Origin of the sequence: Streptomyces bullii, assembly GCF_042657145.1 — a bacterium.
GTDB lineage: Bacteria > Actinomycetota > Actinomycetes > Streptomycetales > Streptomycetaceae > Streptomyces > Streptomyces bullii.
Map to the genome: position 1 here is coordinate 377,060 of NZ_JBHSNY010000007.1, position 23,851 is coordinate 400,910.

Annotated in this window: 19 protein-coding genes; 13 read left to right on the plus strand and 6 right to left on the minus strand. The window is 71.4% G+C overall.

From position 1 onward, the window contains the following. The first annotated feature begins 67 nt into the window (after positions 1 to 67). The 7 genes from ACFPZJ_RS22210 to ACFPZJ_RS22240 all read left to right on the plus strand — a co-directional run bounded on the left by ACFPZJ_RS22210 (position 68) and on the right by ACFPZJ_RS22240 (position 9,595). Positions 68 to 1,573, plus strand: coding sequence for a ubiquitin-like domain-containing protein (locus ACFPZJ_RS22210; RefSeq protein ID WP_381024334.1), 1,506 nt, complete (start codon positions 68 to 70; stop codon positions 1,571 to 1,573). Positions 1,574 to 1,593: 20 nt separating this feature from the next. Continuing rightward, a complete protein-coding gene (gene rsmA, locus ACFPZJ_RS22215; protein WP_381024336.1) occupies positions 1,594 to 2,460 on the plus strand; it encodes a 16S rRNA (adenine(1518)-N(6)/adenine(1519)-N(6))-dimethyltransferase RsmA in 867 nt (288 codons plus the stop codon). 6 nt (positions 2,461 to 2,466) lie between these two features. Then, positions 2,467 to 3,393, plus strand: a complete 927-nt coding sequence (locus ACFPZJ_RS22220) for a 4-(cytidine 5'-diphospho)-2-C-methyl-D-erythritol kinase (protein ID WP_381024663.1) — start codon at positions 2,467 to 2,469, stop codon at positions 3,391 to 3,393. Positions 3,394 to 3,532: 139 nt separating this feature from the next. Beyond that, on the plus strand, positions 3,533 to 4,660 hold the full coding sequence (locus tag ACFPZJ_RS22225; protein ID WP_381024339.1) for a peptidoglycan recognition protein family protein: 1,128 nt from the start codon (positions 3,533 to 3,535) through the stop codon (positions 4,658 to 4,660). A 98-nt stretch (positions 4,661 to 4,758) separates the two neighbouring features. Beyond that, positions 4,759 to 6,567 (plus strand): ABC-F family ATP-binding cassette domain-containing protein, encoded by a 1,809-nt coding sequence (locus ACFPZJ_RS22230; RefSeq protein ID WP_381024341.1) that lies wholly within the window; start codon positions 4,759 to 4,761, stop codon positions 6,565 to 6,567. Between the two features lie 153 nt (positions 6,568 to 6,720). After that, positions 6,721 to 8,532 (plus strand): outer membrane protein assembly factor BamB family protein, encoded by a 1,812-nt coding sequence (locus ACFPZJ_RS22235; protein WP_381024344.1) that lies wholly within the window; start codon positions 6,721 to 6,723, stop codon positions 8,530 to 8,532. A 370-nt stretch (positions 8,533 to 8,902) separates the two neighbouring features. Continuing rightward, complete coding sequence (locus ACFPZJ_RS22240; protein WP_381024347.1) at positions 8,903 to 9,595, plus strand: helix-turn-helix transcriptional regulator; 693 nt, start codon at positions 8,903 to 8,905, stop codon at positions 9,593 to 9,595. Between the two features lie 820 nt (positions 9,596 to 10,415). On the opposite strand, the gene ACFPZJ_RS22245 is transcribed toward ACFPZJ_RS22240, so the two are convergent. Then, a complete protein-coding gene (locus tag ACFPZJ_RS22245; RefSeq protein ID WP_381024350.1) occupies positions 10,416 to 10,745 on the minus strand; it encodes a hypothetical protein in 330 nt (109 codons plus the stop codon). Positions 10,746 to 10,774: 29 nt separating this feature from the next. Then, the gene (locus ACFPZJ_RS22250) at positions 10,775 to 12,463 is read right to left on the minus strand and encodes a sodium:solute symporter family protein (protein WP_381024352.1); all 1,689 of its coding nucleotides are present in this window, start codon (positions 12,461 to 12,463) and stop codon (positions 10,775 to 10,777) included. 206 nt (positions 12,464 to 12,669) lie between these two features. On the opposite strand from ACFPZJ_RS22250, the gene galT reads away from it, so the two are divergent. Genes galT through galK form a run of 3 tightly spaced genes read left to right on the plus strand, consistent with a single transcriptional unit; the run spans position 12,670 to position 15,909 of the window. Then, positions 12,670 to 13,755: a galactose-1-phosphate uridylyltransferase gene (gene galT / locus ACFPZJ_RS22255; protein WP_381024355.1), complete on the plus strand. Its 1,086-nt coding sequence runs from the start codon at positions 12,670 to 12,672 to the stop codon at positions 13,753 to 13,755. Beyond that, positions 13,752 to 14,714, plus strand: coding sequence for a UDP-glucose 4-epimerase GalE (gene galE / locus ACFPZJ_RS22260; protein ID WP_381024358.1), 963 nt, complete (start codon positions 13,752 to 13,754; stop codon positions 14,712 to 14,714). The genes galT and galE overlap by 4 nt, the downstream gene beginning before the upstream one ends. A gap of 22 nt (positions 14,715 to 14,736) precedes the next feature. Further along, entirely contained in the window at positions 14,737 to 15,909 is a 1,173-nt protein-coding gene (gene galK, locus ACFPZJ_RS22265; RefSeq protein ID WP_381024360.1) for a galactokinase, read from the plus strand. 91 nt (positions 15,910 to 16,000) lie between these two features. On the opposite strand, the gene ACFPZJ_RS22270 is transcribed toward galK, so the two are convergent. Then, a complete protein-coding gene (locus tag ACFPZJ_RS22270; protein WP_381024363.1) occupies positions 16,001 to 16,456 on the minus strand; it encodes a GNAT family N-acetyltransferase in 456 nt (151 codons plus the stop codon). Positions 16,457 to 16,757: 301 nt separating this feature from the next. Here ACFPZJ_RS22270 and ACFPZJ_RS22275 point away from each other — a divergent pair, with 301 nt between their 5' ends. After that, the gene (locus ACFPZJ_RS22275) at positions 16,758 to 17,525 is read left to right on the plus strand and encodes a LuxR C-terminal-related transcriptional regulator (protein ID WP_381024366.1); all 768 of its coding nucleotides are present in this window, start codon (positions 16,758 to 16,760) and stop codon (positions 17,523 to 17,525) included. Here the strand turns inward: ACFPZJ_RS22275 and tamR are convergent. Continuing rightward, entirely contained in the window at positions 17,484 to 17,981 is a 498-nt protein-coding gene (tamR, locus tag ACFPZJ_RS22280) for a MarR family transcriptional regulator TamR (RefSeq protein ID WP_030242768.1), read from the minus strand. The genes ACFPZJ_RS22275 and tamR overlap by 42 nt on opposite strands. 143 nt (positions 17,982 to 18,124) lie before the next feature. Between tamR and ACFPZJ_RS22285 the strand changes: the two genes are divergently transcribed. Next, complete coding sequence (locus ACFPZJ_RS22285) at positions 18,125 to 18,946, plus strand: trans-aconitate 2-methyltransferase (protein WP_381024368.1); 822 nt, start codon at positions 18,125 to 18,127, stop codon at positions 18,944 to 18,946. Positions 18,947 to 19,063: 117 nt separating this feature from the next. On the opposite strand, the gene ACFPZJ_RS22290 is transcribed toward ACFPZJ_RS22285, so the two are convergent. Both ACFPZJ_RS22290 and ACFPZJ_RS22295 read right to left on the minus strand, forming a co-directional pair. Next, a complete protein-coding gene (locus ACFPZJ_RS22290) occupies positions 19,064 to 19,741 on the minus strand; it encodes a TetR family transcriptional regulator (protein ID WP_381024371.1) in 678 nt (225 codons plus the stop codon). Then, positions 19,738 to 20,760 (minus strand): acyl-CoA desaturase, encoded by a 1,023-nt coding sequence (locus tag ACFPZJ_RS22295; RefSeq protein WP_381024374.1) that lies wholly within the window; start codon positions 20,758 to 20,760, stop codon positions 19,738 to 19,740. Before ACFPZJ_RS22295 ends, ACFPZJ_RS22290 begins: the two co-directional genes overlap by 4 nt. 290 nt (positions 20,761 to 21,050) lie before the next feature. Here ACFPZJ_RS22295 and ppc point away from each other — a divergent pair, with 290 nt between their 5' ends. Continuing rightward, complete coding sequence (gene ppc / locus ACFPZJ_RS22300; protein ID WP_381024377.1) at positions 21,051 to 23,792, plus strand: phosphoenolpyruvate carboxylase; 2,742 nt, start codon at positions 21,051 to 21,053, stop codon at positions 23,790 to 23,792. Positions 23,793 to 23,851 lie beyond the last annotated feature (59 nt).

The following is a 23,851-nucleotide window of genomic DNA, read 5'->3' on the forward strand; positions in this document are numbered from 1 at the left end:
TCCGCTAGGTTCTGGTGGCCCGATCCGGACCCCCTATGGACCCCTCCGCCCCCTGGAGCGTGTCGGCGTGAGCAACTCCCCGTACGAGACCCACGAGACGTACGGCACACACGAGCCGCAGGCGCACGGCGGTCTCGACGCGTACGGCGCCCCGACGTCGTCGTACAGCACCCTGTACGACGACCCGCACGGGGTCCCGTACCCGCACGGGGTCCCGTACCCGCACGGGGTCCCGTACCCGAGCGGTGTCCCCTATCCGGACGGTGTCCCCTATCCGGACGGTGTCCCGTACCGGAATGGCGTCCCCTACGGCGGCGTCCCGTACGAGGACACCTACCGGCCCGCCTACGAGCGGGCCGAGCCCGCGGTGCCCCGGCAGGGCGGGCCCAGGGCGCAGGCGCCGGCGGCCGCGCCCGTCGCGCGGCCGACCGGGGGCCGGCGGGCCGCGCGCCGGCGCAAGGCCCGGTACGCCGAGCGCTCGGACGGCTCGATGCGCCGTCTGCTGCCACAGGCGCTGGTCGTGGCGTTCCTGGCGGGCGGCACCACCGCGTTCGTCGCCAAGGACAAGGCGATCGAGCTGAGCGTCGACGGCGAACAGCGCACACTGCACACCTTCGCCGACGACGTGACCGAACTGCTCGCCGAGGAGGGCGTCGAGGTCGGCGCGCACGACGTGGTCGCGCCCGCGCCCGGCTCAGAGCTCACCAGCGGCGACGAGGTCGCGGTGCGCTACGGGCGCCCCGTCAGGCTCACGCTCGACGGCCGGCGGCGCGAGGTGTGGACGACGGCGCGCACGGTCGAGGGGGCGCTCAGGCAACTGGGCGTGCGCGCGGAAGGCGCCTACGTGTCCACCTCGCGCTCCCGGCGGATCGGACGCGCGGGACTCGCCCTGGACGTACGCACCGAACGCGCGGTGACGATCATGGCGGACGGCCGGGCGCGCACCGTCCGCACCAACGCGGCGACCGTGCGGGAGGCCGTCGAGGAGGCCGGCATCACCCTGCGCGGCCAGGACACCACCTCTGTGCCGCCCGGCAGTTTCCCCCGCGACGGGCAGACCGTCACCGTGCTGCGGATCACCCGCGGCAAGGAGGTCCGCGAGGAGGCGGTCCCCTTCCCGGTGCGGCGGATGGAGGACCCCTCCCTGTTCCGGGGCACGGAGGTCGTCGAACAGGCGGGCCTGCCCGGCCTGCGCCGCGTCACCTACTCCGTGCGCACCGTCAACGGTGTCAAGCAGAAGCCGCGCCTCCTGAGCTCCGAGCTGGTGCGCGAGCCGCGCCCCCAGTTGGTGAAGGTCGGCACCCAACCGCAGCCGACGTCCGTGCGGGGCGCCGACCACCTCGACTGGAAGGCCCTCGCGGCCTGCGAGTCCGGCGGCCGGCCCGACGCGGTGGACCCCTCGGGCACCTACGGCGGCCTCTACCAGTTCGACACCCCGACCTGGCACAGCCTCGGCGGCCGGGGCCGCCCGCAGGACGCACCGGCCGCGGAACAGACGTACCGGGCGAAGAAGCTGTACATCCGGCGGGGGACCAGCCCCTGGCCGCACTGCGGGGCGCGGTTGCACGGGTGAGCCACGGTTAGGCTTGGGCCGTGACCAGCCCCGCCCCCGACGCCCTCCTGGGCCCCGCCGACGTCCGCGAACTGGCGGCAGCCCTCGGCGTCCGCCCCACCAAGCAACGCGGCCAGAACTTCGTGATCGACGCGAACACGGTCCGCCGTATCGTCCGCACCGCCGGCGTCCGCCCCGAGGACGTGGTCGTCGAGGTCGGTCCGGGACTCGGCTCGCTCACCCTCGCGCTGCTGGAGGCCGCCGACCGCGTCACCGCCGTGGAGATCGACGACGTGCTGGCCGCCGCGCTCCCGGCCACCATCGCCGCCCGTATGCCGGAGCGCGCCGACCGGTTCGCGCTCGTCCACTCCGACGCACTGCACGTCACCGAACTCCCCGGCCCCGCCCCCACCGCGCTGGTGGCCAACCTGCCCTACAACGTGGCCGTCCCCGTGCTGCTGCACATGCTCGACACCTTCCCGAGCATCGATCGCACCCTCGTCATGGTCCAGTCGGAGGTCGCCGACCGCCTCGCCGCCGCGCCCGGCTCGAAGGTGTACGGCGTCCCCTCGGTCAAGGCCAACTGGTACGCCGAGGTCAAGCGGGCCGGCGCCATCGGCCGCAACGTCTTCTGGCCGGCGCCCAACGTCGACAGCGGACTGGTGTCCCTGACCCGCCGCACCGAGCCGGTCAAGACCACCGCCTCCAAGGCCGAGGTCTTCGCCGTCGTCGACGCGGCGTTCGCCCAGCGCCGCAAGACGTTGCGGGCCGCGCTCGCCGGATGGGCAGGTTCGGCGCCGGCCGCCGAGGCGGCCCTCGTCGCCGCCGGTGTCTCCCCGCAGGCACGCGGCGAGTCCCTCACCGTCGAGGAGTTCGCCCGCATCGCCGAGCACAAGGAGGCCCAGTAAGTGGCCGTGAGCGTCACCGTCCGCGTCCCCGCCAAGGTCAACGTCCAGCTCGCGGTCGGCCCCGCCCGCCCCGACGGCTTCCACGACCTGGCCAACGTCTTCCTGGCGGTCGGCCTGTACGACGAGGTCACCGTCACCCCGTCGCCCGGCGGACTGCGTGTCACCTGCGACGGACCGGACGCCGGGCAGGTGCCGCTCGACCGGACCAACCTGGCGGCGCGCGCGGCCCTGGCGCTCGCCGAACGGTACGGCCGGACGCCCGACGTGCACCTCCACATCGCCAAGGACATCCCCGTCGCCGGCGGCATGGCGGGCGGCAGCGCGGACGGCGCGGGCGCCCTGCTCGCCTGCGACGCGCTGTGGCGGACGGGCGCATCCCGCGAGGAACTGCTCGACATCTGCGCCGAGTTGGGCAGCGACGTGCCGTTCAGCTTCGTCGGCGGGGCGGCGCTGGGCACCGGGCGCGGCGAGAAGCTCCAGCCCCTGGAGGTCGGCGGCGCCTTCCACTGGGTGTTCGCGATGGCCGGCCGGGGCCTGTCCACCCCGGCCGTCTTCCGGGAGTTCGACCGGCTCGGCGAGGGCACCAACATCCCCGCCCCCGTCGCCTCCCAGGAACTCCTCGACGCGCTCGCCAAGGGCGACCCCGACGCGCTCGCCGCAACCGTCTCCAACGACCTCCAGCCCGCGGCCCTGTCGCTGTTCCCGGAGCTCGCCGGCACCCTCGCGGCCGGCCGCGCCGCCGGTGCGCTTGCCGCGCTGGTCTCCGGCTCCGGCCCGACCACGGCGTTCCTCGCCCGGGACCCGGAGTCGGCGGCAGCGGTGGCCGGGGCGCTCAGGACGTCCGGCACGTGCCGCAGCGTGCGCACGGCGACGGGTCCCGCGCCGGGCGCCACGGTCATCAGAAACGACCGGAGTCAAACATTCTTCGCCTGATCTCCACACCAAATACTGCCATCGCAGTACGGATGTGACACCAGTGACGGCTAGCCTCACTTGACGATTCAAGCAACCATGCGCCACCGACTCCCTTGGCGCGCCGCCCGTCATGTGAACGGCTGGAAGGTCGACTGCCGTGTCGAAAGCCCCCACCCCCACTCCCGCCCCCTCCCACCGCAGGAAGCCGCGCCTGTCCCGGCGCGGTGTGATCGGCGCCGCCGGAGCCGTGGCCGCCGGGACCGCCCTCGCCCCGGTCGTCTTCGCGGCGACCGACGGCTCCGGCAGCACCCCCGCCTCCGGCACGGAGCCCGGCACCACGGCCGAGACCTTCCCGGCCACCCGCGCCGAGACCGCCACCGGCACCGGCCGGGCCACCACCGCCTTCGCCGCCTCCTACGTCGGCGTCCGCTGGAACGGCACCCAGGACGCCGCCGGCATCCGCTTCACCGACGGCCACGCCTCCCCCGGCACCTGGCAGACCCTCAGCGGCGGATGCGCCACCGTCGAGGGCGGCGGCACGGCGCTGGTCCCGGCCGGCGAGGCCACGGCGTACGAGGTGGAGGCGCCGGACGGGGCCACCGGCGTGCGCTCCCTGGCGATCGACACTACCGACGGCCCCCGGCGCACCTTCAAGGTGCCCTCGGAACCCACCCGCGTACGGGGCGTGCGCTACCTCTCCCGCCCCGCCTGGGGCGCCGACGAGTCCAAGCGCTTCAAGGACGGCAAGGTCAACTCGCCCGAGCAGTACTACCCGTTGCAGGCGATCACGGTCCACCACACCGACACACCGAACGACGACCCCGACCCGGCGGCGACCGTCCGCGCGATCTACGAGTACCACGCGGTCACCCTCGACTGGGGCGACATCGGCTACCACTTCCTCATCGACGAGGCCGGCACCGTCTACGAGGGCCGCTACTCCAGCGACGACGCGATCCCCGCCTTCGACAAGGGCGGCAACGTCGTCACCGCCTTCCACACCGCCGGCTTCAACTCCGGCAACCTCGGCATCGCCCTCCTCGGCAACCTGACCGACACCGGCCCCACCGACGCCGCCAAGGCGTCCCTGACCCGGCTGATCAAGGTGATCGCCCGCTTCAAGGGCCTCGCCCCGGAGGCGACGATCACGTACACCAACCCCATCAACGGCGTGACCAAGGAGGTCACCACCGTCAGCGGTCACCGCGACTGGCTCCAGACCGACTGCCCGGGGCGGACGATGTACGAGCTCCTCACCGAGGTCCGCGCCACCGCCTCCCGCTGACGGACGGCCGACAGGTCGGCCTCCCGCGCCCGTTACGCTGGGAGGCTGACCCACGCGGCGGAGCCGCACATCGACACAGCCGCCTGCGCAGGAGAGAAATGGCCGTCAACCTGGTCAATGTCGAGAACGTCAGCAAGGTGTACGGCACCCGTGCCCTCCTCGACGGCGTCTCGCTCGGCGTCTCCGAAGGAGACCGCATCGGGGTCGTCGGCCGGAACGGGGACGGCAAGACCACCCTGATCCGGATGCTGGCCAGGCTGGAGGAGGCCGACACCGGACGCGTCACGCACTCCGGCGGGCTGCGCCTCGGCGTGCTCACCCAGCACGACTCCCTCGACCCCGAGGCCACCGTCCGGCACGAGGTCATCGGCGACATGGCCGACCATGAGTGGGCGGGCAACGCCAAGATCAGGGACGTACTGACCGGGCTGTTCGGCGGTCTCGACCTGCCGGGCTTCCCCAAGGGCCTCGACACCGTCATCGGCCCGCTCTCCGGCGGCGAGCGGCGCCGGATCGCGCTCGCCAAGCTGCTCATCGAGGAGCAGGACCTGATCGTCCTCGACGAGCCCACCAACCATCTCGACGTCGAGGGCATCGCCTGGCTGGCCGCGCATCTGCGGGCCCGCCGGTCGGCCCTGGTGTGCGTCACCCACGACCGCTGGTTCCTCGACCAGGTCTGCACCCGCATGTGGGACGTGCAGCGCGGCACCGTCCACGAGTACGACGGCGGCTACTCCGACTACGTCTTCGCCCGCGCCGAACGCGAGCGCATCGCCGCCACCGAGGAGGTCAAGCGGCAGAACCTGGTCCGCAAGGAACTGGCCTGGCTGCGGCGCGGGGCACCCGCCCGGACCTCCAAGCCGCGCTTCCGCGTGGAGGCCGCCAACGAGCTCATCAAGGACGTACCGCCGCCCCGGGACAGCAGCGAGCTGATGAAGTTCGCCTCCTCGCGGCTCGGCAGGACGGTCTTCGACGTGAAGGACGTGACCGTCCAGGCCGGCCCCAAGGTGCTGCTCAAGCACCTCACCTGGCAGCTCGGCCCGGGCGACCGCATCGGCCTGGTCGGCGTCAACGGCGCCGGCAAGACGTCCCTGCTGCGGGCGCTCGCCGACGCCGCGTACAGCGACGGCGAACGGCAGCCCGCGGGCGGGCACATCCGGGTCGGGAAGACCGTCAAGCTCGCCTACCTGTCCCAGGAGGTCGCCGAACTCGACCCGAACTGGCGGGTGCTGGAAGCCGTGCAGCGGGTGCGGGAGCGCGTCGACCTGGGCAAGGGACGCGAGATGACCGCCGGGCAGCTGTGCGAGACGTTCGGCTTCAGCAAGGAGAAGCAGTGGACGCCCGTCGGCGACCTGTCCGGCGGTGAGCGCCGCCGGCTGCAACTGCTGCGGCTGCTGATGGACGAGCCCAACGTCCTCTTCCTCGACGAGCCCACCAACGACCTCGACATCGAGACCCTCACGCAGCTGGAGGACCTGCTCGACGGCTGGCCCGGCTCGATGATCGTCATCTCCCACGACCGGTTCTTCATCGAGCGGACGACGGACCGGGTGTTCGCGCTGCTCGGCGACGGAACCCTGCGGATGCTGCCGCGCGGCATCGACGAGTACCTGGAGCGGCGCCGGCGGATCGAGGAGGCCGCGGCCGCCTCGGTGCCCTCGCCCGTCGCGGAGCGGCCCGCCTCCGAGAAGAGCGCCGCCGACCTGCGCGTCGCCAAGAAGGAGCTCCAGAAGATCGAGCGGCAGCTGGACAAGATCTCCGAGAAGGAGACCAAGCTGCACGCCCGGATCGCCGAGCACGCCACCGACTTCGCGAAGGTGGCCGAACTCGACGCCGAACTGCGCGAGTTGGCCGGTCAGCGTGAGGAACTGGAGCTGCGCTGGCTGGAACTGGCGGAGGACGCCTGAGCCGCCGAGGGGGACCGGGGCGGACACGGCCCGTTCCGCTGTCCGAGCCGGGTGATAGAAAGAGCCGTCTGAGAACTACCTGAAGACGGCTCTGGGGCCCTCGCGTACCTCAGGGCGTGGCTAGAAATCAGTGAGGAACGGGGGAAGCCGCTGATGACCCAGCCGCCCAACCAGCCGCCGCAGGGCCAGGCTCCGCAGCAGGGCGGGTTCGGCGCACCGCAGGGTCCGCCACCGCAGCAGCCGGGGTACGGCCATCCGCAGGCACCGCAGACGCCCCCGGCTCCGCACACCCCGCCCCCGCCTCCGCCCGCGCAGCAGCCGCAGCCGCAGCCCGGTTTCGGCTACCCGCAGGCCCCGGGCTACCCGCAGGCACCGCCCGGCTACGGCTACCCCGGTCAGCAGCCGGGCCCGTACGGGCAGCCGCAGCCGGGACCGTACGGCGGGCAGCCCGGCTACGGTCATCCGCAGGCGGCCGTGCCGCTGCATCCGCATCCGGGACAGCCGGGCGGCGGGCGGAAGGTCAGCGCGCAGCTGCTCGTCATCGTCGCGGCGGTCGTGGCGATCGCGCTGATCGTCGGCGGCGTGTGGTACGCGTCCGGCGAGGACGACGGCAAGAAGGACGACACGGCGAGTACCAGCGGCGGCACCGGCGGGGGCGAGGACACGAGCGGCGGCACCGGGGGCGTCGCCTCCGGCGGCAAGGAGAAGGTGCCCGCCGACCCCGCGTCCAAGGTCCTCTTCCAGGTCCCGATGCCCGCGCTGAAGAAGGGCGACAGCTCCGTCGTCGTCTCCGGCTCGTGGCTCACCGACAAGGCGTACGTCAAGAGCGGCATCGCCGAGATCGTCGGCTACGACCCCGACAAGGGCACCAAGCTCTGGACGATCCCGCTGCCCGGCCCGGTGTGCACGGCCAGCCGCCATGTCACCGCGGACAACAAGACGGCCGTCCTCTTCCAGCCCGCGATGCCGACCAAGGCCGAGCCCTCGCACGGCTGCAGCCAGGTCGCGGTGCTCGACCTCGACGCGGGCAGGAGACTGTGGACGAAGACGGTCAAGGACGGTGACCGGCCGACCACCTTCGACAACATCACGCTCAGCGGGAACACCGTCGCCGTCGGCGGCACCAGCGGCGGCGCCGCCTTCGACGTCTCGGGCAAGGCGCTGTGGAGCCCGAAGCCGAGCGACTCCTGCTACGACGCCGGGTACGGCGGCGGCGCGAAGCTGGTGGCGCTGCGCAAGTGCGGCTCGTACGGCGAGCGGCAGCTGCACGTCCAGACCATCGACCCGAAGTCCGGGAAGGTGATCTCGGAGTACAAGCTGGCGCAGGGCATCGAGTACGCCAGCATCGTCTCGACCGACCCGCTCGTCGTCGCCGCCGACGTCGGCGACAGCGCCGGGGACGGCAGCGGCATCTCGGACTACTTCTCCATCGACAACAGGACCGGCAAGCTGCGCACCCGCATCTCCGCGCCGGGCGAGCAGCTCGCCGGCCGCTGCGACCGTGTCTCCAGGATCGAGAACTGCACGCAGATGGTGGTCGGCAACGACCGGCTGTACGTGCCGACCGAGGAACACGAGGGGACCGGCAAGTACAGCCGCACCAACGAGATCATCGCCTTCGACCTGGCCACCGGGAAGCAGACCGGTCAGCGGGCGGACGCCGGCGACGGGTACGTGATCTCGCCGCTTCGCATGGACGGCGGGAACCTGCTGGCGTACAAGCGCCCGCCGTACGACAAGGGCGGGCAGATCGTCAGCGTGGACGGCGGCAGCTTCAAGGTGACGACGCTGCTGGAGAACCCGGCCACGGAGGCGGTGCGGGACGTGGAGACCAGGATGCTGCCGGAGTACTCGGAGATGCAATTCGGGCAGGGGCGTCTGTACATGTCGCAGGTGTACGCCTCGTCCAGGCGGTCCGGCACGCAGGACAAGGAGTACCTGGCGATCGCGTTCGGTACGAGCTGATCAGCGTTGACCAGCGCTGATCGTGTGTTGATCGTGTGCTGATCCAGGGCTGACGGTGGCCGCTGATCGAGGAGATCCGGCGCCGTCCGCCGTTGTAGGGTTGCGGCCCCGTCCCTGTTCAGGGGCGGGGCCGTGCACGTACCGCTCATCAGCTTCGAATGGCCCTCGAATGCTTCGAATGACTCGCGAATGCGAGGAACTTCGGCGTTCCGGGGCGATTCTCGCCGGTAGGGGGAGCGCAACGTCGAACAAGCGTGTAGCTTCCGGGGGCATGAAGGGCGGGGGGCCATGAGGGGGGCTCCTGTCCGCGCGGACCAGTGGGCATCCGTGGGCGGCTGTGGATCCATTGGGGGGACTGGGGGGTTGCTCGATGGGAGTGCGGCTCATGGTGGTCGACGACCACCGACTGCTGGCCGAGGCGTTGGCCTCGGCATTGAAACTGCGGGGGCACCGGGTGCTGGCCGCGGCGGCGCCGGCCGCCGGGGCGGCGGAACTGGTGATCAGCCGCGCGCCGGAGGTGTGTCTGCTGGGGACGGCGACCCCGGCGGAGCCCGGGGCGTTCGATCCGGTGGTGAAGATCAAGCAGGAGCGGCCGCAGGTGGCGGTGCTCGTGCTGGGGCCGGTGCCGAGTCCGCGGGGCATCGCGGCGGCGTTCGCGGCCGGGGCCTCCGGCTATGTCCGGCATGACGAGCGCATAGAGGGTGTCGAGCGGGCGATCATGAAGGCGCGGGCGGGGGAGGCCGCGGTGGCGCCCGCGCTGCTGCAGGGGGCGTTCAGCGAGCTGCTCAACCCCGCCGCCCAGCCGGACGACGAGGGCCAGCGCCTGCTGCGGATGCTCACGCCTCGGGAGGTCGAGGTACTGGTCCGGGTCGCCGACGGCGAGGACACCCGGGTGATCGCGGCGGGCATGGGCATCGCACCGTCGACGGCCCGCACCCATGTCCAGCGGGTCCTGATGAAACTGGGCGTCGGCTCACGCCTGGAAGCGGCGGCACTGGCGGCGCGGACGGGGCTGCTGGACCGGGCGGGGGAGGTACCGCGGTCGGGGCTGCCGGACGCGTAGGTGCGGGTGCCTGCGGCGGCTTGGGCGGCGTGCGTGCGCGGGGGCGGGGCGTCTGCGGCGGCCTGTGCGGGTGGGTGGTGGTGCTCGCGGTGGTCATGGGTGGCGCGGGAGAGTTGTCGGATCGGGCGCGGGATGCCGCGGTGAGCGCCGCCGGACGCGGTTGGTGGGTGGTGCGGGATGCCTCCGGCGGCCTGCGCGCGTTGCGTGAGGTTGCGGTAGCGCCTGCCGTCGCTGGTGGGTCGGGGCCGCGCCGAGGGGTGTCCGTCCTCGGAAACGGCGCGATGGAGTGCCTTGGTGAGCCACTGCCGTTGACGCGCCAACCGCTGCGGGCGGACACCCCCCGACACGACCCCTTCCCGCCGTGGGCGAGTGCGGGCGCGTACCGCTGCACGTAGCGCTCGGCTGCGAGCAGCGGCACCTCCCTGGCGTCGTGTTTCGCACCTGCCCGGTCGCAGGCGCCACGCGGGGCGCCCAGTCAGCGCCGGGTGGCGCACGCCGCGGTCTCAGCCGTCGGGCTGGGCGCCCAGTCGGTGCCGGTACGGCATTCGCTCTGCGTGGGCGCCACGCGGGGTGTCGTGGAAGGGGCTGCGTGCGCTCGCGCGGGCTGAGCCGACGTGGTTGTGCGCGGGTGGGTGCAGCCGGTGCCACGCGGGGCCGGGTGGCGCATCCGCCAAGCCGCAGCGCCACTCCGGGCCGCGCCTGCGCCGAGTTGAGCACCCAGCCAGTCGCTACGCCGTGCGTCGGCGTCCGGGCCGGGCGCGGCGGTCAGCGCCGGCCGGATCGTGGAGAGGGCGACACGACACCCGGCGCTCCGTGGCCCTCACTGTCCCCGTTCATCCCCCGGCACCGCACCCGGTGGTGGCGGGGTCGTCGGCTTGAGTTTCTGCCAGGCGAGGAAGAAGAGGCCGAGGGCCAGCATGCCCAGGCCGGTCCACAGGTTGATGTTCACGCCCTCCGCCTTGTCGATGTCGGCGTCGGACGCCACCAGGCCCGCGATCGTGACGATGACGCCGTACACCACGAACAGCCCGCCGATGATGCGCCGGATGTCGAACAACCGCGCCGCCGTGGCCGACTTGCCCTCCAGCTCGGTGACTTCCTGCTGGACGTCCTTCTCGGAGTATCCGGAGTATCCGGAGTGTTCGGACATGGTCTCTCAAGCTCCCAGTCGGAAAGCGGTCAGAACGAGAACGGGATGTAGCAGGCCGCGGCCAGCACCACCGCGCCCCAGCCCAGCAGCGCCGGCTTCCGGTACCAGGCGTCGTCGCCGACGGCGGGCGGCTCGGCCATCCCCGGGGAGCGCGTGCCGTAGACCAGGCCCTGGAGTTCCTCGGCCGGCTTCGGCTTGGTGAAGAGCGACACCGCCACCATGACCACCGCGCCCGCGACGAACCCGGCGATCGCGGAGACGAAGTTGGCGCCCTGGTCGGAGGGGATGTCGATCATGCCCTCCTTGTAGATGACGAAGTAGTTGACCATCGCGGCGGTGGTGCCCGCGATCAGGCCCCAGAAGCCCGACTTCATCGACGCCCGCTTCCAGAACATGCCGATGATGAAGACCACGAACATCGGCACGTTGAAGAAGGAGAACAGCGTCTGGAGGTAGCTCATGATGTTGGAGAAGGACGACGCCAGGAACGCCGTGCCGATCGAGGCCAGGACACCGATCGCCGTGATCACGCGGCCGAACCTGACGTAGTAGTCGTCCTCGCGGCCCCGGACCACGTACTTCGCCCAGATGTCGGTCGTGAACACCGTGTTGAAGGACGAGACGTTGGCCGCCATGCCCGCCATGAAGGCGGCGAGCAGACCCGTCACCGCGATGCCGAGGACGCCGTTGGGGAGCAGTTGCTCCATCAGGTACGGGATCGCGTCGTTGTACTGCAGGTCCGAGCCGGCCGTGCCGATCCGGGGCACCAGCACGGCCGCGACCAGGCCCGGGATCATCACCAGGAAGACGATGAAGATCTTGGGGAACGCGGCGATGAGGGGGGTGCGCTGGGCCGCCGAGAGGTTCCTCGCGGACAGGGCGCGCTGCACCTCGGCGAAGTTCGTCGTCCAGTAGCCGAAGGAGAGGACGAAGCCGAGGCCGAGGACGATCGTCAGCCAGTTGGCGCCCAGCGGGTTGGGGCTGCCGATGCCGGTGCCGCCCCAGGCGGTCATGAAGTCGCCGCCGTGCGTCCGGGTCAGGGAGTCGGACAGGCCGTCCCAGCCGCCGACCTTCTTCAGCCCGAGCACGGTGATCGGGATGAGCGCGGCGAGGATCACGAAGAACTGCAGGACCTCGTTGTAGATCGCCGAGGACAGGCCGCCGAGGGTGATGTACGCCAGGACGAAGAAGCCGGCGACGACGATCGCCACCCACTGCGGCCAGCCGAGCAGCGCCTCGACGACGATGGCGAGGGCGTAGAGGTTGACGCCGGCGATCAGGATGGCCGCGAAGGCGAAGAGGACCGCGCTGAGCAGGTGGGCCCACTTGTCGAAGCGGAGGAGCAGGAACTCCGGGACGGAGCGGACCTTGGAGCCGTAGTAGAACGGCATCATCACCAGGCCGAGGAAGACCATGGCCGGGATGGCGCCGATCCAGTACCAGTGGGTGGTGTACACGCCGTACTGCGCGCTGTTGGCGGCCATGCCCAGGATCTCGGTGGCGCCCAGGTTGGCCGCGATGAAGGCCAGGCCGGTGACCCAGGCGGGCAGGGAGCGTCCCGAGAGGAAGAAGTCGAGGCTGGTCTTCACCGAGCGCCGGGCGGCGAAGCCGATGCCCAGGACGACGACGAAGTAGATGCCGAGGATCGTGTAGTCGAGCCAGTTGGTGGGGAGCCGAAGCTCTGCAGCCAGATATGTGGGGGTTGTGGGGGTCTGCATAAGCACTCGCTTCGTTGCGCGAACTGATCCGTAGCGGAACCTACGCCTCTGTGTTCAGGAATTGAACACTCGTGATGACGCTCTTTGTTTGATTGTGATGTTGACGAATGGGGGGAGTCATGTTTTGGTGTGTTCGGTTATGTTTGAAGAGTGAGTGGCCCTGACTGCGGGGCTGGACAGTGAGTGGCTCGAATGAGGAGTCCGGCGTGAAGAAGACCTCGACCCTGCTGGCCGACGGTCGCGAGCTCATCTACTACGACCTGCGTGACGACACCGTGCGGAACGCGGCGGACCGCCGCCCGCTGGACCGTACCGTCACCACGTCCGAGATCCGCCGCGACGCGCTGCTCGGCGACAGCGTCGCCATCGCCTCGCACCGCCAGGGCCGCACCTACCACCCGCCGGCCGACGAGTGCCCGCTGTGCCCCTCCGAGGGCGACCGGCTGAGCGAGATCCCGGACTCCTCCTACGACGTCGTGGTCTTCGAGAACCGTTTCCCCTCGCTGGCCGGCGACTCCGGCCGCTGCGAGGTCGTCTGCTTCACCTCCGACCACGACGCCTCCTTCGCCGACCTGACCGAGGAGCAGGCGCGCCTGGTCCTGGAGGCGTGGGCGGACCGCACCTCGGAGCTGTCGCATCTGCCCTCCGTGGAGCAGGTGTTCTGTTTCGAGAACCGGGGCGCGGAGATCGGCGTGACCCTCCAGCACCCGCACGGGCAGATCTACGCCTACCCGTTCACCACCCCGCGCACCGCCCTGATGCTGCGCCGGCTGGCGTTGTACAAGGAGGCGACCGGCGGGGAGAACCTCTTCGACGCCGTGCTGGAGCGCGAGCTGGCCGACGAGCGGGTCGTCCTGGAGGGCGAACACTGGGTCGCCTTCGTGCCGTACGCGGCGCACTGGCCGTACGAGGTGCACCTGTACCCCAAGCGGCGTGTGCCCGACCTGCTGGCGCTCGACGAGGCGGCGCGCACAGAGTTCCCCAAGGTCTATCTGGAACTGTTGAGGCGCTTCGACCGGATCTTCGATGGGCCGGGTGGAGGGAGAGAGGGGGCGGGTGAGCCTCCGACGCCGTACATCGCGGCCTGGCACCAGGCACCGTTCGGCGCGCTGGAGGAGTTCGACGGCGTCGTCCGCGAGGACTTCGCGCTCCACCTCGAGCTTTTCACCATCCGACGCACTTCCGGCAAGCTGAAGTTCCTCGCGGGTTCCGAGTCCGGCATGAACGTGTTCATCAACGACGTGCCGCCGGAGCGCGCGGCCGAGCGACTGCGAGAGGTAGCGAGTTCATGAGCGGGAAGTACCTGGTGACGGGCGGCGCGGGCTACGTCGGCAGCGTCGTCGCCCAGCACCTGCTGGAGGCCGGTCACGAGGTTGTCGTGCTCGACAACCTCTCCACGGGCTTCCGCGAGGGCGTGCCCGCCGGTGCCGACTTCATCGAGGGCGACATCCGCGACGCCGCCAAGTGGCTGGACGCGTCGTACGACGGCGTCCTCCACTTCGCCGCGTTCTCGCAGGTCGGCGAGTCGGTCGTGAAGCCGGAGAAGTACTGGGACAACAACGTCGGCGGCACCATGGCGCTGCTGGAGGCCATGCGCGGCGCCGGTGTCGGCAAGCTGGTCTTCTCCTCCACGGCGGCGACCTACGGGGAGCCGGAGCAGGTCCCGATCGTCGAGACGGCCCCGACCCGCCCCACCAACCCCTACGGCGCCTCCAAGCTCGCCGTCGACCACATGATCACCGGCGAGGCGGCGGCCCACGGCCTCGGCGCGGTCTCGCTGCGCTACTTCAACGTGGCGGGCGCGTACGGGGAGTACGGCGAGCGCCACGAACCCGAGTCGCACCTCATCCCGCTCGTCCTCCAGGTCGCCCAGGGCAGGCGCGAGGCGATCTCCGTCTACGGTGACGACTACCCGACGCCGGACGGCACCTGCGTCCGCGACTACATCCACATCGCGGACCTGGCCGAGGCACACCTGCTGGCGCTGGACGCCGCCACCGCGGGCGAGCACCTGATCTGCAACCTCGGCAACGGCAACGGCTTCTCCGTCCGCGAGGTCGTCGAGACGGTCCGGCAGGTCACGGGCCACCCGATCCCCGAGGTCGTGGCCCCCCGCCGGGGCGGCGACCCGGCGGTCCTGGTGGCGTCGGCCGTCACGGCCCGCGAGAAGCTCGGCTGGAACCCGTCCCGCGCGGACCTCGCGGGAATCGTCGCGGACGCGTGGGAATTCGCGCAGCGGCGCGGCAAGTAGCAAAGTACGGAAGGGTCAGGGCATGAGCGAGGCTGTTGCCGACACGGTCGCCGAGCGGTTCAGGGGGCTGTACGGAGCCGACCCGGACGGGGTCTGGGCGGCACCGGGCCGGGTCAACCTCATCGGCGAACACACCGACTACAACGACGGCTTCGTCATGCCGTTCGCCCTGCCGCACACCGCGGTGGCGGCGGTGGCGCGCCGCGAGGACGGCGTACTGCGCCTGCACTCCGCGGACATCGAGGGCACCGCCGGCGGCGTCTGCGAACTCGTCCTGGACGACCTCGCCCCCGAGTCGGACAAGAACTGGACGGCGTACCCGGCGGGCGTGGTCTGGGCCCTGCGCGAGGCCGGCCACACCGTGACCGGCGCCGACATCCACCTGTCCTCGACGGTCCCCGCGGGCGCCGGGCTGTCCTCCTCGGCGGCCCTGGAGGTCGTGGTGGCGCTCGCCCTGAACGACCTGTTCGCACTGGGCCTGAGAGGCTGGCAGCTGGCCCGCCTGTGCCAGCGCGCGGAGAACGTCTACGTCGGCGCGCCGGTCGGCATCATGGACCAGACGGCCTCGGCCTGCTGCGAGGCCGGCCACGCCCTGTTCCTCGACACCCGCGACCTGTCCCAGAAGCAGATCCCCTTCGACCTGGCCGCCGAGGGCATGCGGCTGCTGGTCGTCGACACGCAGGTCAAGCACTCCCACAGCGAGGGCGAGTACGGCAAGCGCCGCGCCGGCTGCGAGAAGGGCGCGGCCCTGCTCGGCGTCGACGCGCTGCGGGACGTGCCGTACGCCGGACTGGACGCGGCGCTGGCCCGCCTGGGCGACGAGGAGGAGGTCCGCCGCCTGGTCCGCCACATCGTCACGGAGAACCAGCGCGTGGAACGGGTCGTGTCGCTGCTGGAGTCGGGCGACACCCGCGCCATCGGCCCGGTCCTGGTCGAGGGGCACGCCTCCCTGCGCGACGACTTCCGCATCTCCTGCCCCGAACTCGACCTCGTCGTCGACACGGCCCTGTCCTCCGGTGCCCTGGGTGCCCGTATGACCGGCGGCGGCTTCGGCGGCTCGGCGATCGTCCTCGCGGAGGAGGCGGACGTGGAACCGGTCACCAAGGCGATCCAGGAGGCCTTCGCGGCAGCGGACTTCATCGCCCCCCGGGTGTTCGAGGCGGTCCCTTCGGCGGGGGCGCGGCGGCTGCGCTGAGAGGGCCGGGGCGCCGTCACCGGTTCGTACCGGCACGCCGGGCGGCTCGGGCGCCGTCACCGGTTCGTACCGCACGCCGGGCGGCTCGGGCTCACCCCAGCCGTTTCACCAACGTGTACTCCGTGATCCCCGGCGGATAGTCGGGGATCACGCACACCACCTCGTAGCCCTGCTTCCGGTAGAACCCCGGAGCCTGGAAGTCCCACGTCTCCACCCGGGCGCTGCGGCATCCCCGGAGGCGGGAGGCGACGCGTTCCGCCTCCGCCAGGAGGTGGGTGCCCAGGCCCGCGCCGCGGTGGCGTTCGTCCACCCACAGGTAGGTCACGTGCAGCCAGGTCGCCCAGGTGTGGCCGACCAGGCCGGCGGCCAGCCGGTCCGCTCCGTCCATGGCCCACACGTGCAGGGGGGTCTCCCGTTCGTCGGGCGTGCCGCGCAGGGCGCGCAGCACCTCGGACGCCGCCGTGTTCGTGTCGCGCAGACGCGCGCGGAGCAGATCACGTCGGGCCTTGTCGACTTCTGTCTCAAGACGAAACATGCGGCACACCATAAACGCGCAGGACAGCCAGTTCTGCAAATGTCCTTCCGCTCCAGGCCGCCGCCCGTACCCTGATGAAACAGCGCCGGTGGGGGCCGGTGCCGATCAGGGGGCGAGACAGCCGGGTACGACGCCCGGAGTGGGGGTAGCGGTTTCTGCACGGCGGCGGCCGTGCGGCTGCGGCGACCCGGCCAGGTGGCGGCAAGGACGGACACGGCGGACCTGGGCACTTTGGGGCGTCGTACCCGGGCCGGTGTCGTCTTCCGACGATGGGGTATCCCCTGCTCTTCAGGAGCCTGGGGAAGGGGGTTTCGTGGTGCGCATCCGAGTCCTGGTCGTCGACGACCATCGCATCTTCGCCGAGTCGCTCGCGGCGGCCCTGGCCGCCGAGCCCGACGTGGACGTCTCCGCGGCCGGCAGCGGCCCGGCCGCGCTGCGCAGTCTGGAGCGGGCCGCCGCCGAGGGGCGGCGGTACGACGTGCTGCTCGTCGACGCGGATCTGGGCGGCAACGTGCCGGGCGTCAGGCCCGCCGTGCCCGTGCAGGAGGCCAACGCCGACGGGCTCGTCGACGGGATCTCGCTCGTCGCGGGGGTGCGCTCCGCGCAGCCGAACGTGCGGATCGTCGTGCTCGCCGAGAAGGACGATCCCCGCCGGGCCGCGCTCGCCCTGCAGGCCGGCGCCTCTGGCTGGGTGGCCAAGGACTGTTCGCTGTCCCGGCTGCTCACCGTCATCAGAGGCGTGCTGCGCGACGAGACCCATCTGCCGCCCGCCCTGCTGACGGGGGTGCTGCGGGAACTGACCGCCGCCCGCAAGCACCGCACCGAGAGCGAGCGGCTCGTGGAGTCCCTCACGCCCCGGGAGCGGGAGGTGCTGCGCTGCATGGTCGCCGGGCTGGGCAGGAAGGCCGTCGCCGAACGGCTCTACCTCTCCCCGCACACCGTGCGCACGCACATGCAGAACGTGCTGGGCAAACTGGGCGTGCACTCCACCCTCGCCGCCGTGGCCCTGGCCCGGCGGGCCGGTGTCGGGCCCGTCGACCTAGCCGGGGATGTTGTCGAACGGGGCGGTCAGCTGGCGTAGCAGCCCCGCCAGTTCGCCGCGCTGGGCGCGGGAGAGCTCCGCGAGGATGGCGCGCTCCTGGTCCAGCAGACCCGCCAGGGCCTGGTCGGCGCGGTCCCGGCCCTCGTCCGTCAGCCGCACCAGGACGCCCCGGCGGTCACTGGGGTCGGGCAGGCGTTCCACCAGGCCCTTCTTCGCCAGGCGGTCGATGCGGTTCGTCATCGTGCCCGAGGTGACGAGGGTCTGGGTGAGCAACTGCCCGGGCGAGAGCTGGTACGGGGTGCCCGCGCGGCGCAACGCGGTCAGCACGTCGAACTCCCACGGCTCCAGACCGTGCTCGGAGAAGGCCAGCCGGCGTGCCCGGTCCAGGTGCCGGGCCAGTCTGCTCACCCGGCTGAGCACCTCGAGCGGTTCCACGTCGAGGTCAGGGCGCTCCCGGCGCCACGCCGCGACCAGCCGATCGACCTCGTCCTCCATGGCGATCAGTGTAGTGGTTGTGTCGATGTGAAGTCTCTTGATGTCGATTCTCTTGACATCGAGAGAAATGCTCGGTGACGCTGGGTACCCGTCGACCGCGAGGTGCCGACGGTCCACGCCCACCGGTCACGCCAGGAGGCCCCATGCCCGCAGCAGCCCCCACCTGGGACCCCGCCCAGTACCTGCGTCACGCCGGCCACCGCGCCCGCCCCTTCACCGACCTCCTCGCCCGCGTGCCCGAACCGCCCGGCCCCGCGCCCCGTATCGCGGACCTCGGCTGTGGCCCCGGCAACGTCACCGCCCTGCTCGCCGACCGCTGGCCCACCGCCCGCATCACCGGCTACGACAACTCCACCGAGATGCTCGACAAGGCCCACGTCGACCACGAGGGCCCCACCCCGGGCGGCGGCCGCCTCTCCTTCACCCACGCCGACGTGCGCACATGGAGCCCGCCGGAGCCGTACGGCCTGATCATCAGCAACGCCACGCTCCAGTGGGTGCCCGGGCACATCGACCGCTTCCCCGACTGGATCGCCGGACTCGCGCCCGGCGGCACCTTCGCCTTCCAGGTGCCCGGCAACTTCGACGCGCCGAGCCACCGGCTGATGCGCGAGCTCGCCGACGCCCCGCACTGGCGCGACCGCCTCGCCGGAACCCTCCGCCACTCCGGCGCCGTGCACAGCCCCGAGACCTACCTGGAGCACCTCACCGCCCTCGGCTGCACCGCCGACGTGTGGGAGACGATGTACGTCCATCTGCTCCAGGGGGAGGACCCGGTACTGGACTGGGTGAAGGGAACGGGCCTGCGGCCCGTGCTGACCGCCCTCGCCGACGAGCCCGGGGCGCAGGCGGAGTTCCTCGCGGAATACCGTCACGCACTCAGCGAGGCCTACCCGGCAGGCCCGCACGGCACGCCGTTCCCGTTCCGCCGCGTCTTCGCCGTGGCCCGCAAGGAGAGGGCGTGATCAGCGACCTGGGGATCGACAGCGCCCCGGCCGGGATATCACGCTCGCGGGCCGGGGAGGCGTCGGAGCTCCTCCTGGGGGATGCCCTCAGCCACGACGGACGGTGAGGCCGCCGGCTCAGCTCTTGCGGTGCCCGATCAGCCGCGGCTTCTGCTCCAGCCCGTCCAGGCCGTGCCACGCCAGGTTCACCAGGTGCGCGGCCACCTCGGCCTTCTTCGGCCTGCGGACGTCCAGCCACCACTGGCCGGTCAGGGCGACCATGCCGACCAGGGCCTGCGCGTACAGCGGGGCCAGCTTCGGGTCGAAGCCGCGGGACTTGAACTCGCGGCCCAGGATGTCCTCCACCTGCGTCGCGATGTCCGAGATCAGCGAGGCGAAGGAACCCGTCGACTGCGGGATGGGGGAGTCACGGACCAGGATGCGGAAGCCGTCCGTGTACTCCTCGATGTAGTCCAGCAGCGCGAACGCCGCCTGCTCGCACAGCTCGCGGGGGTGGCCCGCGGTGAGGGAGCTGGTCACCATGTCCAGCAGGCGCCGCATCTCGCGGTCCACCACCACCGCGTACAGCCCCTCCTTGCCGCCGAAGTGTTCGTACACCACCGGCTTGGAGACCCCGGCCTTCGCCGCGATCTCCTCCACCGACGTGCCCTCGAAGCCCTTCGCCGCGAAGAGGGTGCGACCGATCTCCAGCAGCTGCTGGCGGCGCTCGGCACCGGTCATCCGGGTGCGACGTGCGCGCCGCGGCTTGTCATTGCTGGGGGTGCTGCTCGAGTCGGTCGCCACAGCGACCATCATGCCGCCTTGACGGGCTCCTTCCCCCGCCGGGAGCCGCCTTCCCCGGAGTAACGGCGGGAATCGATACGTGAGCGTGACGGCCAGCGCACGTCGTACGCCCAGCCCAGCATCTCGAACCAGCGGATGAGGCGCGCCGAGGAGTCCAGCTGGCCGCGCTCCACACCGTGCCGCGCCGACGTCGGGTCGGCGTGGTGCAGGTTGTGCCAGGACTCCCCGCAGGACAGGATCGCCAGCCACCACACGTTGCCCGAACGGTCACGCGACTTGAACGGACGCTTGCCCACCGCGTGGCAGATCGAGTTGATCGACCACGTCACGTGGTGCAGCAGCGCCACCCGGACGAGTGAACCCCAGAAGAACGCGGTGAACGCGCCCCACCAGGACATCGTGACCAGGCCGCCGATCAGCGGCGGAAGCCCGAGCGAGACCACGGTCCACAGGACGAACTGGCGGGAGATCGTGCGGAGCGTCCTGTCCTTGATCAGGTCCGGGGCGTACTTGTCCTGCGGCGTCTGCTCCTCGTCGAACATCCAGCCGATGTGCGCCCACCACAGGCCTTTGATCAGGGCGGGGACGGTCTCGCCGAAACGCCACGGCGAGTGCGGGTCGCCCTCGGCGTCGGAGAACTTGTGGTGCCTGCGGTGGTCGGCGACCCACCGCACCAGGGGACCCTCGACCGCCATCGACCCCGCGATGGCCAGCGCGATCTTGAGCGGCCGCTTGGCCTTGAACGAACCGTGCGTGAAGTGGCGGTGGAAACCGATGGTGATGCCGTGGCAGCCGAGGAAGTAGAAGAACACCAGCAGACCTAGGTCCAGCCAGCTCACTCCCCAGCCCCACGCCAGCGGCACTGCCGCCAGCAGCGCCAGGAACGGAACGGTGATGAAGAGAAGAAGGGTGATCTGCTCGATGGAGCGCTTCTGCTCGCCGCCCAGCGTGGCGGAGGGTTCGGCGGCATCGCCTGCCTGACCGGGTGTCTTCTTCGGCGCTTCTTCGATCACATCGGAACTACTGGTCATACGCGTCCCCTGGGGGGTATGTGGATGTGGGCTGTCGCCGGGCTGCCGAAACACGCAGGCTTTCCTACGGTTCCGTAACCTACGGCTTCGTAAGTATGGCAGTGCCTCGCCCGGCGGCAAGAGCCCGTGGCCTGCGCGTCACGACCGACACATATCCTGTTGTCGGTCGGACAGCGCGGTCCGTTCTGAGTTTTTCCCGGATGTCCGGCCCCGTAAGCGGCACCCGCCGCGCGAGACGCCGTCCGGGTACCCCTCCCAGACGAGCTTCAACACTGCAAGGAGCCGCACCTGTGAGCAGTGCCGACGACCTGACTAAGCGGTCCACGACGACCAGCAGCGAGCTGCGCGCCGACATCCGCCGACTGGGCGACCTCCTCGGTGAGACCCTCGTCCGGCAGGAGGGCCCCGAGCTGCTCGAACTGGTCGAGAAGGTCCGCCGCCTCACCCGAGAGGACGGCGAGGCCGCTGCCGAGCTGCTGCGCGGCACGGAACTGGAGACGGCGGCCAAGCTGGTCCGCGCCTTCTCCACCTACTTCCACCTGGCCAACGTCACCGAGCAGGTCCACCGCGGCCGTGAGCTGCGCGCCCGGCGCGCCGCCGAGGGCGGCCTGCTCTCCCGTACCGCCGACCGGCTCAAGGACGCCGACCCCGAGCACCTGCGCCGCACCGTGGAGCACCTCAACGTCCGCCCGGTCTTCACGGCCCACCCCACCGAGGCCGCGCGCCGGTCGGTGCTGAACAAGCTCCGGCGCATCGCCGCGCTCCTGGAGACCCCGGTCATCGAGTCCGACCGGCGCCGCCTGGACATCCGCCTCGCCGAGAACATCGACCTGGTCTGGCAGACCGACGAGCTGCGCGTGGTCCGCCCGGAGCCGGCCGACGAGGCACGCAACGCGATCTACTACCTCGACGAGCTGCACGCCGGCGCGGTCGGCGACGTCCTGGAGGACCTGACCGCCGAGCTGGAGCGCGTCGGCGTCAAGCTGCCCGACGACACCCGCCCCGTCACCTTCGGCACCTGGATCGGCGGCGACCGCGACGGCAACCCCAACGTCACCCCCCAGGTGACCTGGGACGTCCTCATCCTCCAGCACGAACACGGCATCAACGACGCCCTGGACACCATCGACGAGCTGCGCGGCTTCCTCTCCAACTCGATCCGCTACACCGGCGCGACGGAGGAACTGCTCTCCTCGCTCCAGGCGGACCTGGAGAACCTCCCCGAGATCAGCCCCCGCTACAAGCGCCTCAACGCCGAGGAGCCCTACCGGCTCAAGGCCACCTGCATCCGGCAGAAGCTGGAGAACACCAAGCAGCGCCTCGCCAAGGGCACCCGCCACGAGCCCGGCCGCGACTACCTCGGCACCAGCCAGCTGCTCCAGGACCTGCGGATCATCCAGACGTCACTGCGCGAGCACCGCGGCGGCCTGTTCGCCGACGGCCGTCTGGCCCGCACCATCCGCACCCTGGCGGCCTTCGGCCTCCAGCTCGCCACGATGGACGTACGCGAACACGCGGACGCCCACCACCACGCCCTCGGCCAGCTCTTCGACCGCCTCGGCGAGGAGTCCTGGCGGTACGCCGACATGCCCCGCGAGTACCGCGCCAAGCTGCTCGCCAAGGAGCTCCGCTCCCGCCGCCCCCTCGCCCCGACCCCGGCGCCCGTGGACGCGGCCGGCGAGAAGACCCTCGGCGTGTTCCAGACCGTCAAGCGCGCCCTGGAGGTCTTCGGACCCGAGGTCATCGAGTCGTACATCATCTCCATGTGCCAGGGCGCCGACGACGTCTTCGCCGCCGCCGTCCTCGCCCGCGAGGCCGGTCTGATCGACCTGCACGCCGGCTGGGCGAAGATCGGCATCGTGCCGCTGCTGGAGACCACCGACGAGCTCAAGGCCGCCGACACGATCCTGGAGGACATGCTCTCCGACCCGTCCTACCGGCGCCTGGTCGCGCTGCGGGGCGACGTGCAGGAGGTCATGCTCGGCTACTCCGACTCCTCCAAGTTCGGCGGCATCACCACCAGCCAGTGGGAGATCCACCGCGCCCAGCGCCGCCTGCGCGACGTGGCCCACCGCTACGGCGTCCGGCTCCGCCTCTTCCACGGCCGCGGCGGCACCGTCGGCCGCGGCGGCGGCCCGACCCATGACGCGATCCTCGCCCAGCCCTGGGGCACCCTGGAGGGCGAGATCAAGGTGACCGAGCAGGGCGAGGTCATCTCCGACAAGTACCTCATCCCGTCCCTGGCCCGGGAGAACCTGGAACTGACGGTGGCCGCCACCCTCCAGGCCTCCGCCCTGCACACCGCGCCCCGCCAGTCGGTGGAGGCACTGGCCCGCTGGGACGCGGCCATGGACGTGGTGAGCGACGCCGCCCACGCGGCCTACCGCCGCCTGGTCGAGGACCCCGACCTGCCCGCGTACTTCTTCGCCTCCACCCCCGTCGACCAGCTCGCCGACCTGCACCTGGGCTCCCGGCCCTCCCGCCGGCCCGACTCCGGTGCCGGACTCGACGGACTGCGCGCCATCCCCTGGGTGTTCGGCTGGACCCAGTCCCGGCAGATCGTCCCCGGCTGGTTCGGCGTCGGCTCGGGCCTGAAGGCCCTGCGGGAGGCCGGACTGGACACCGTCCTGGACGAGATGCACCAGCAGTGGCACTTCTTCCGCAACTTCATCTCCAACGTCGAGATGACCCTGGCCAAGACCGACCTGCGGATCGCCCAGCACTACGTCGACACCCTCGTCCCCGACGAGCTCAAGCACGTCTTCGACACCATCAAGGCCGAGCACGAGCTCACCGTCGCCGAGGTGCTGCGGGTCACCGGCGAGAAGGAACTGCTCGACGCCCAGCCCGTCCTCAAGCAGACCTTCACCATCCGCGACGCCTACCTCGACCCGATCTCCTACCTCCAGGTCGCCCTGCTCAAGCGCCAGCGCGACGCGGCGGCCGCGGGCGAGGAACCCGACCCGCTGCTCTCCCGCGCCCTGCTGCTGACCGTCAACGGCGTGGCGGCGGGCCTGCGCAACACCGGCTGACCCCGACCCCGGACACGACCGTGCCCCCGAGCCTCGTACGGGCTCGGGGGCACGGCGCG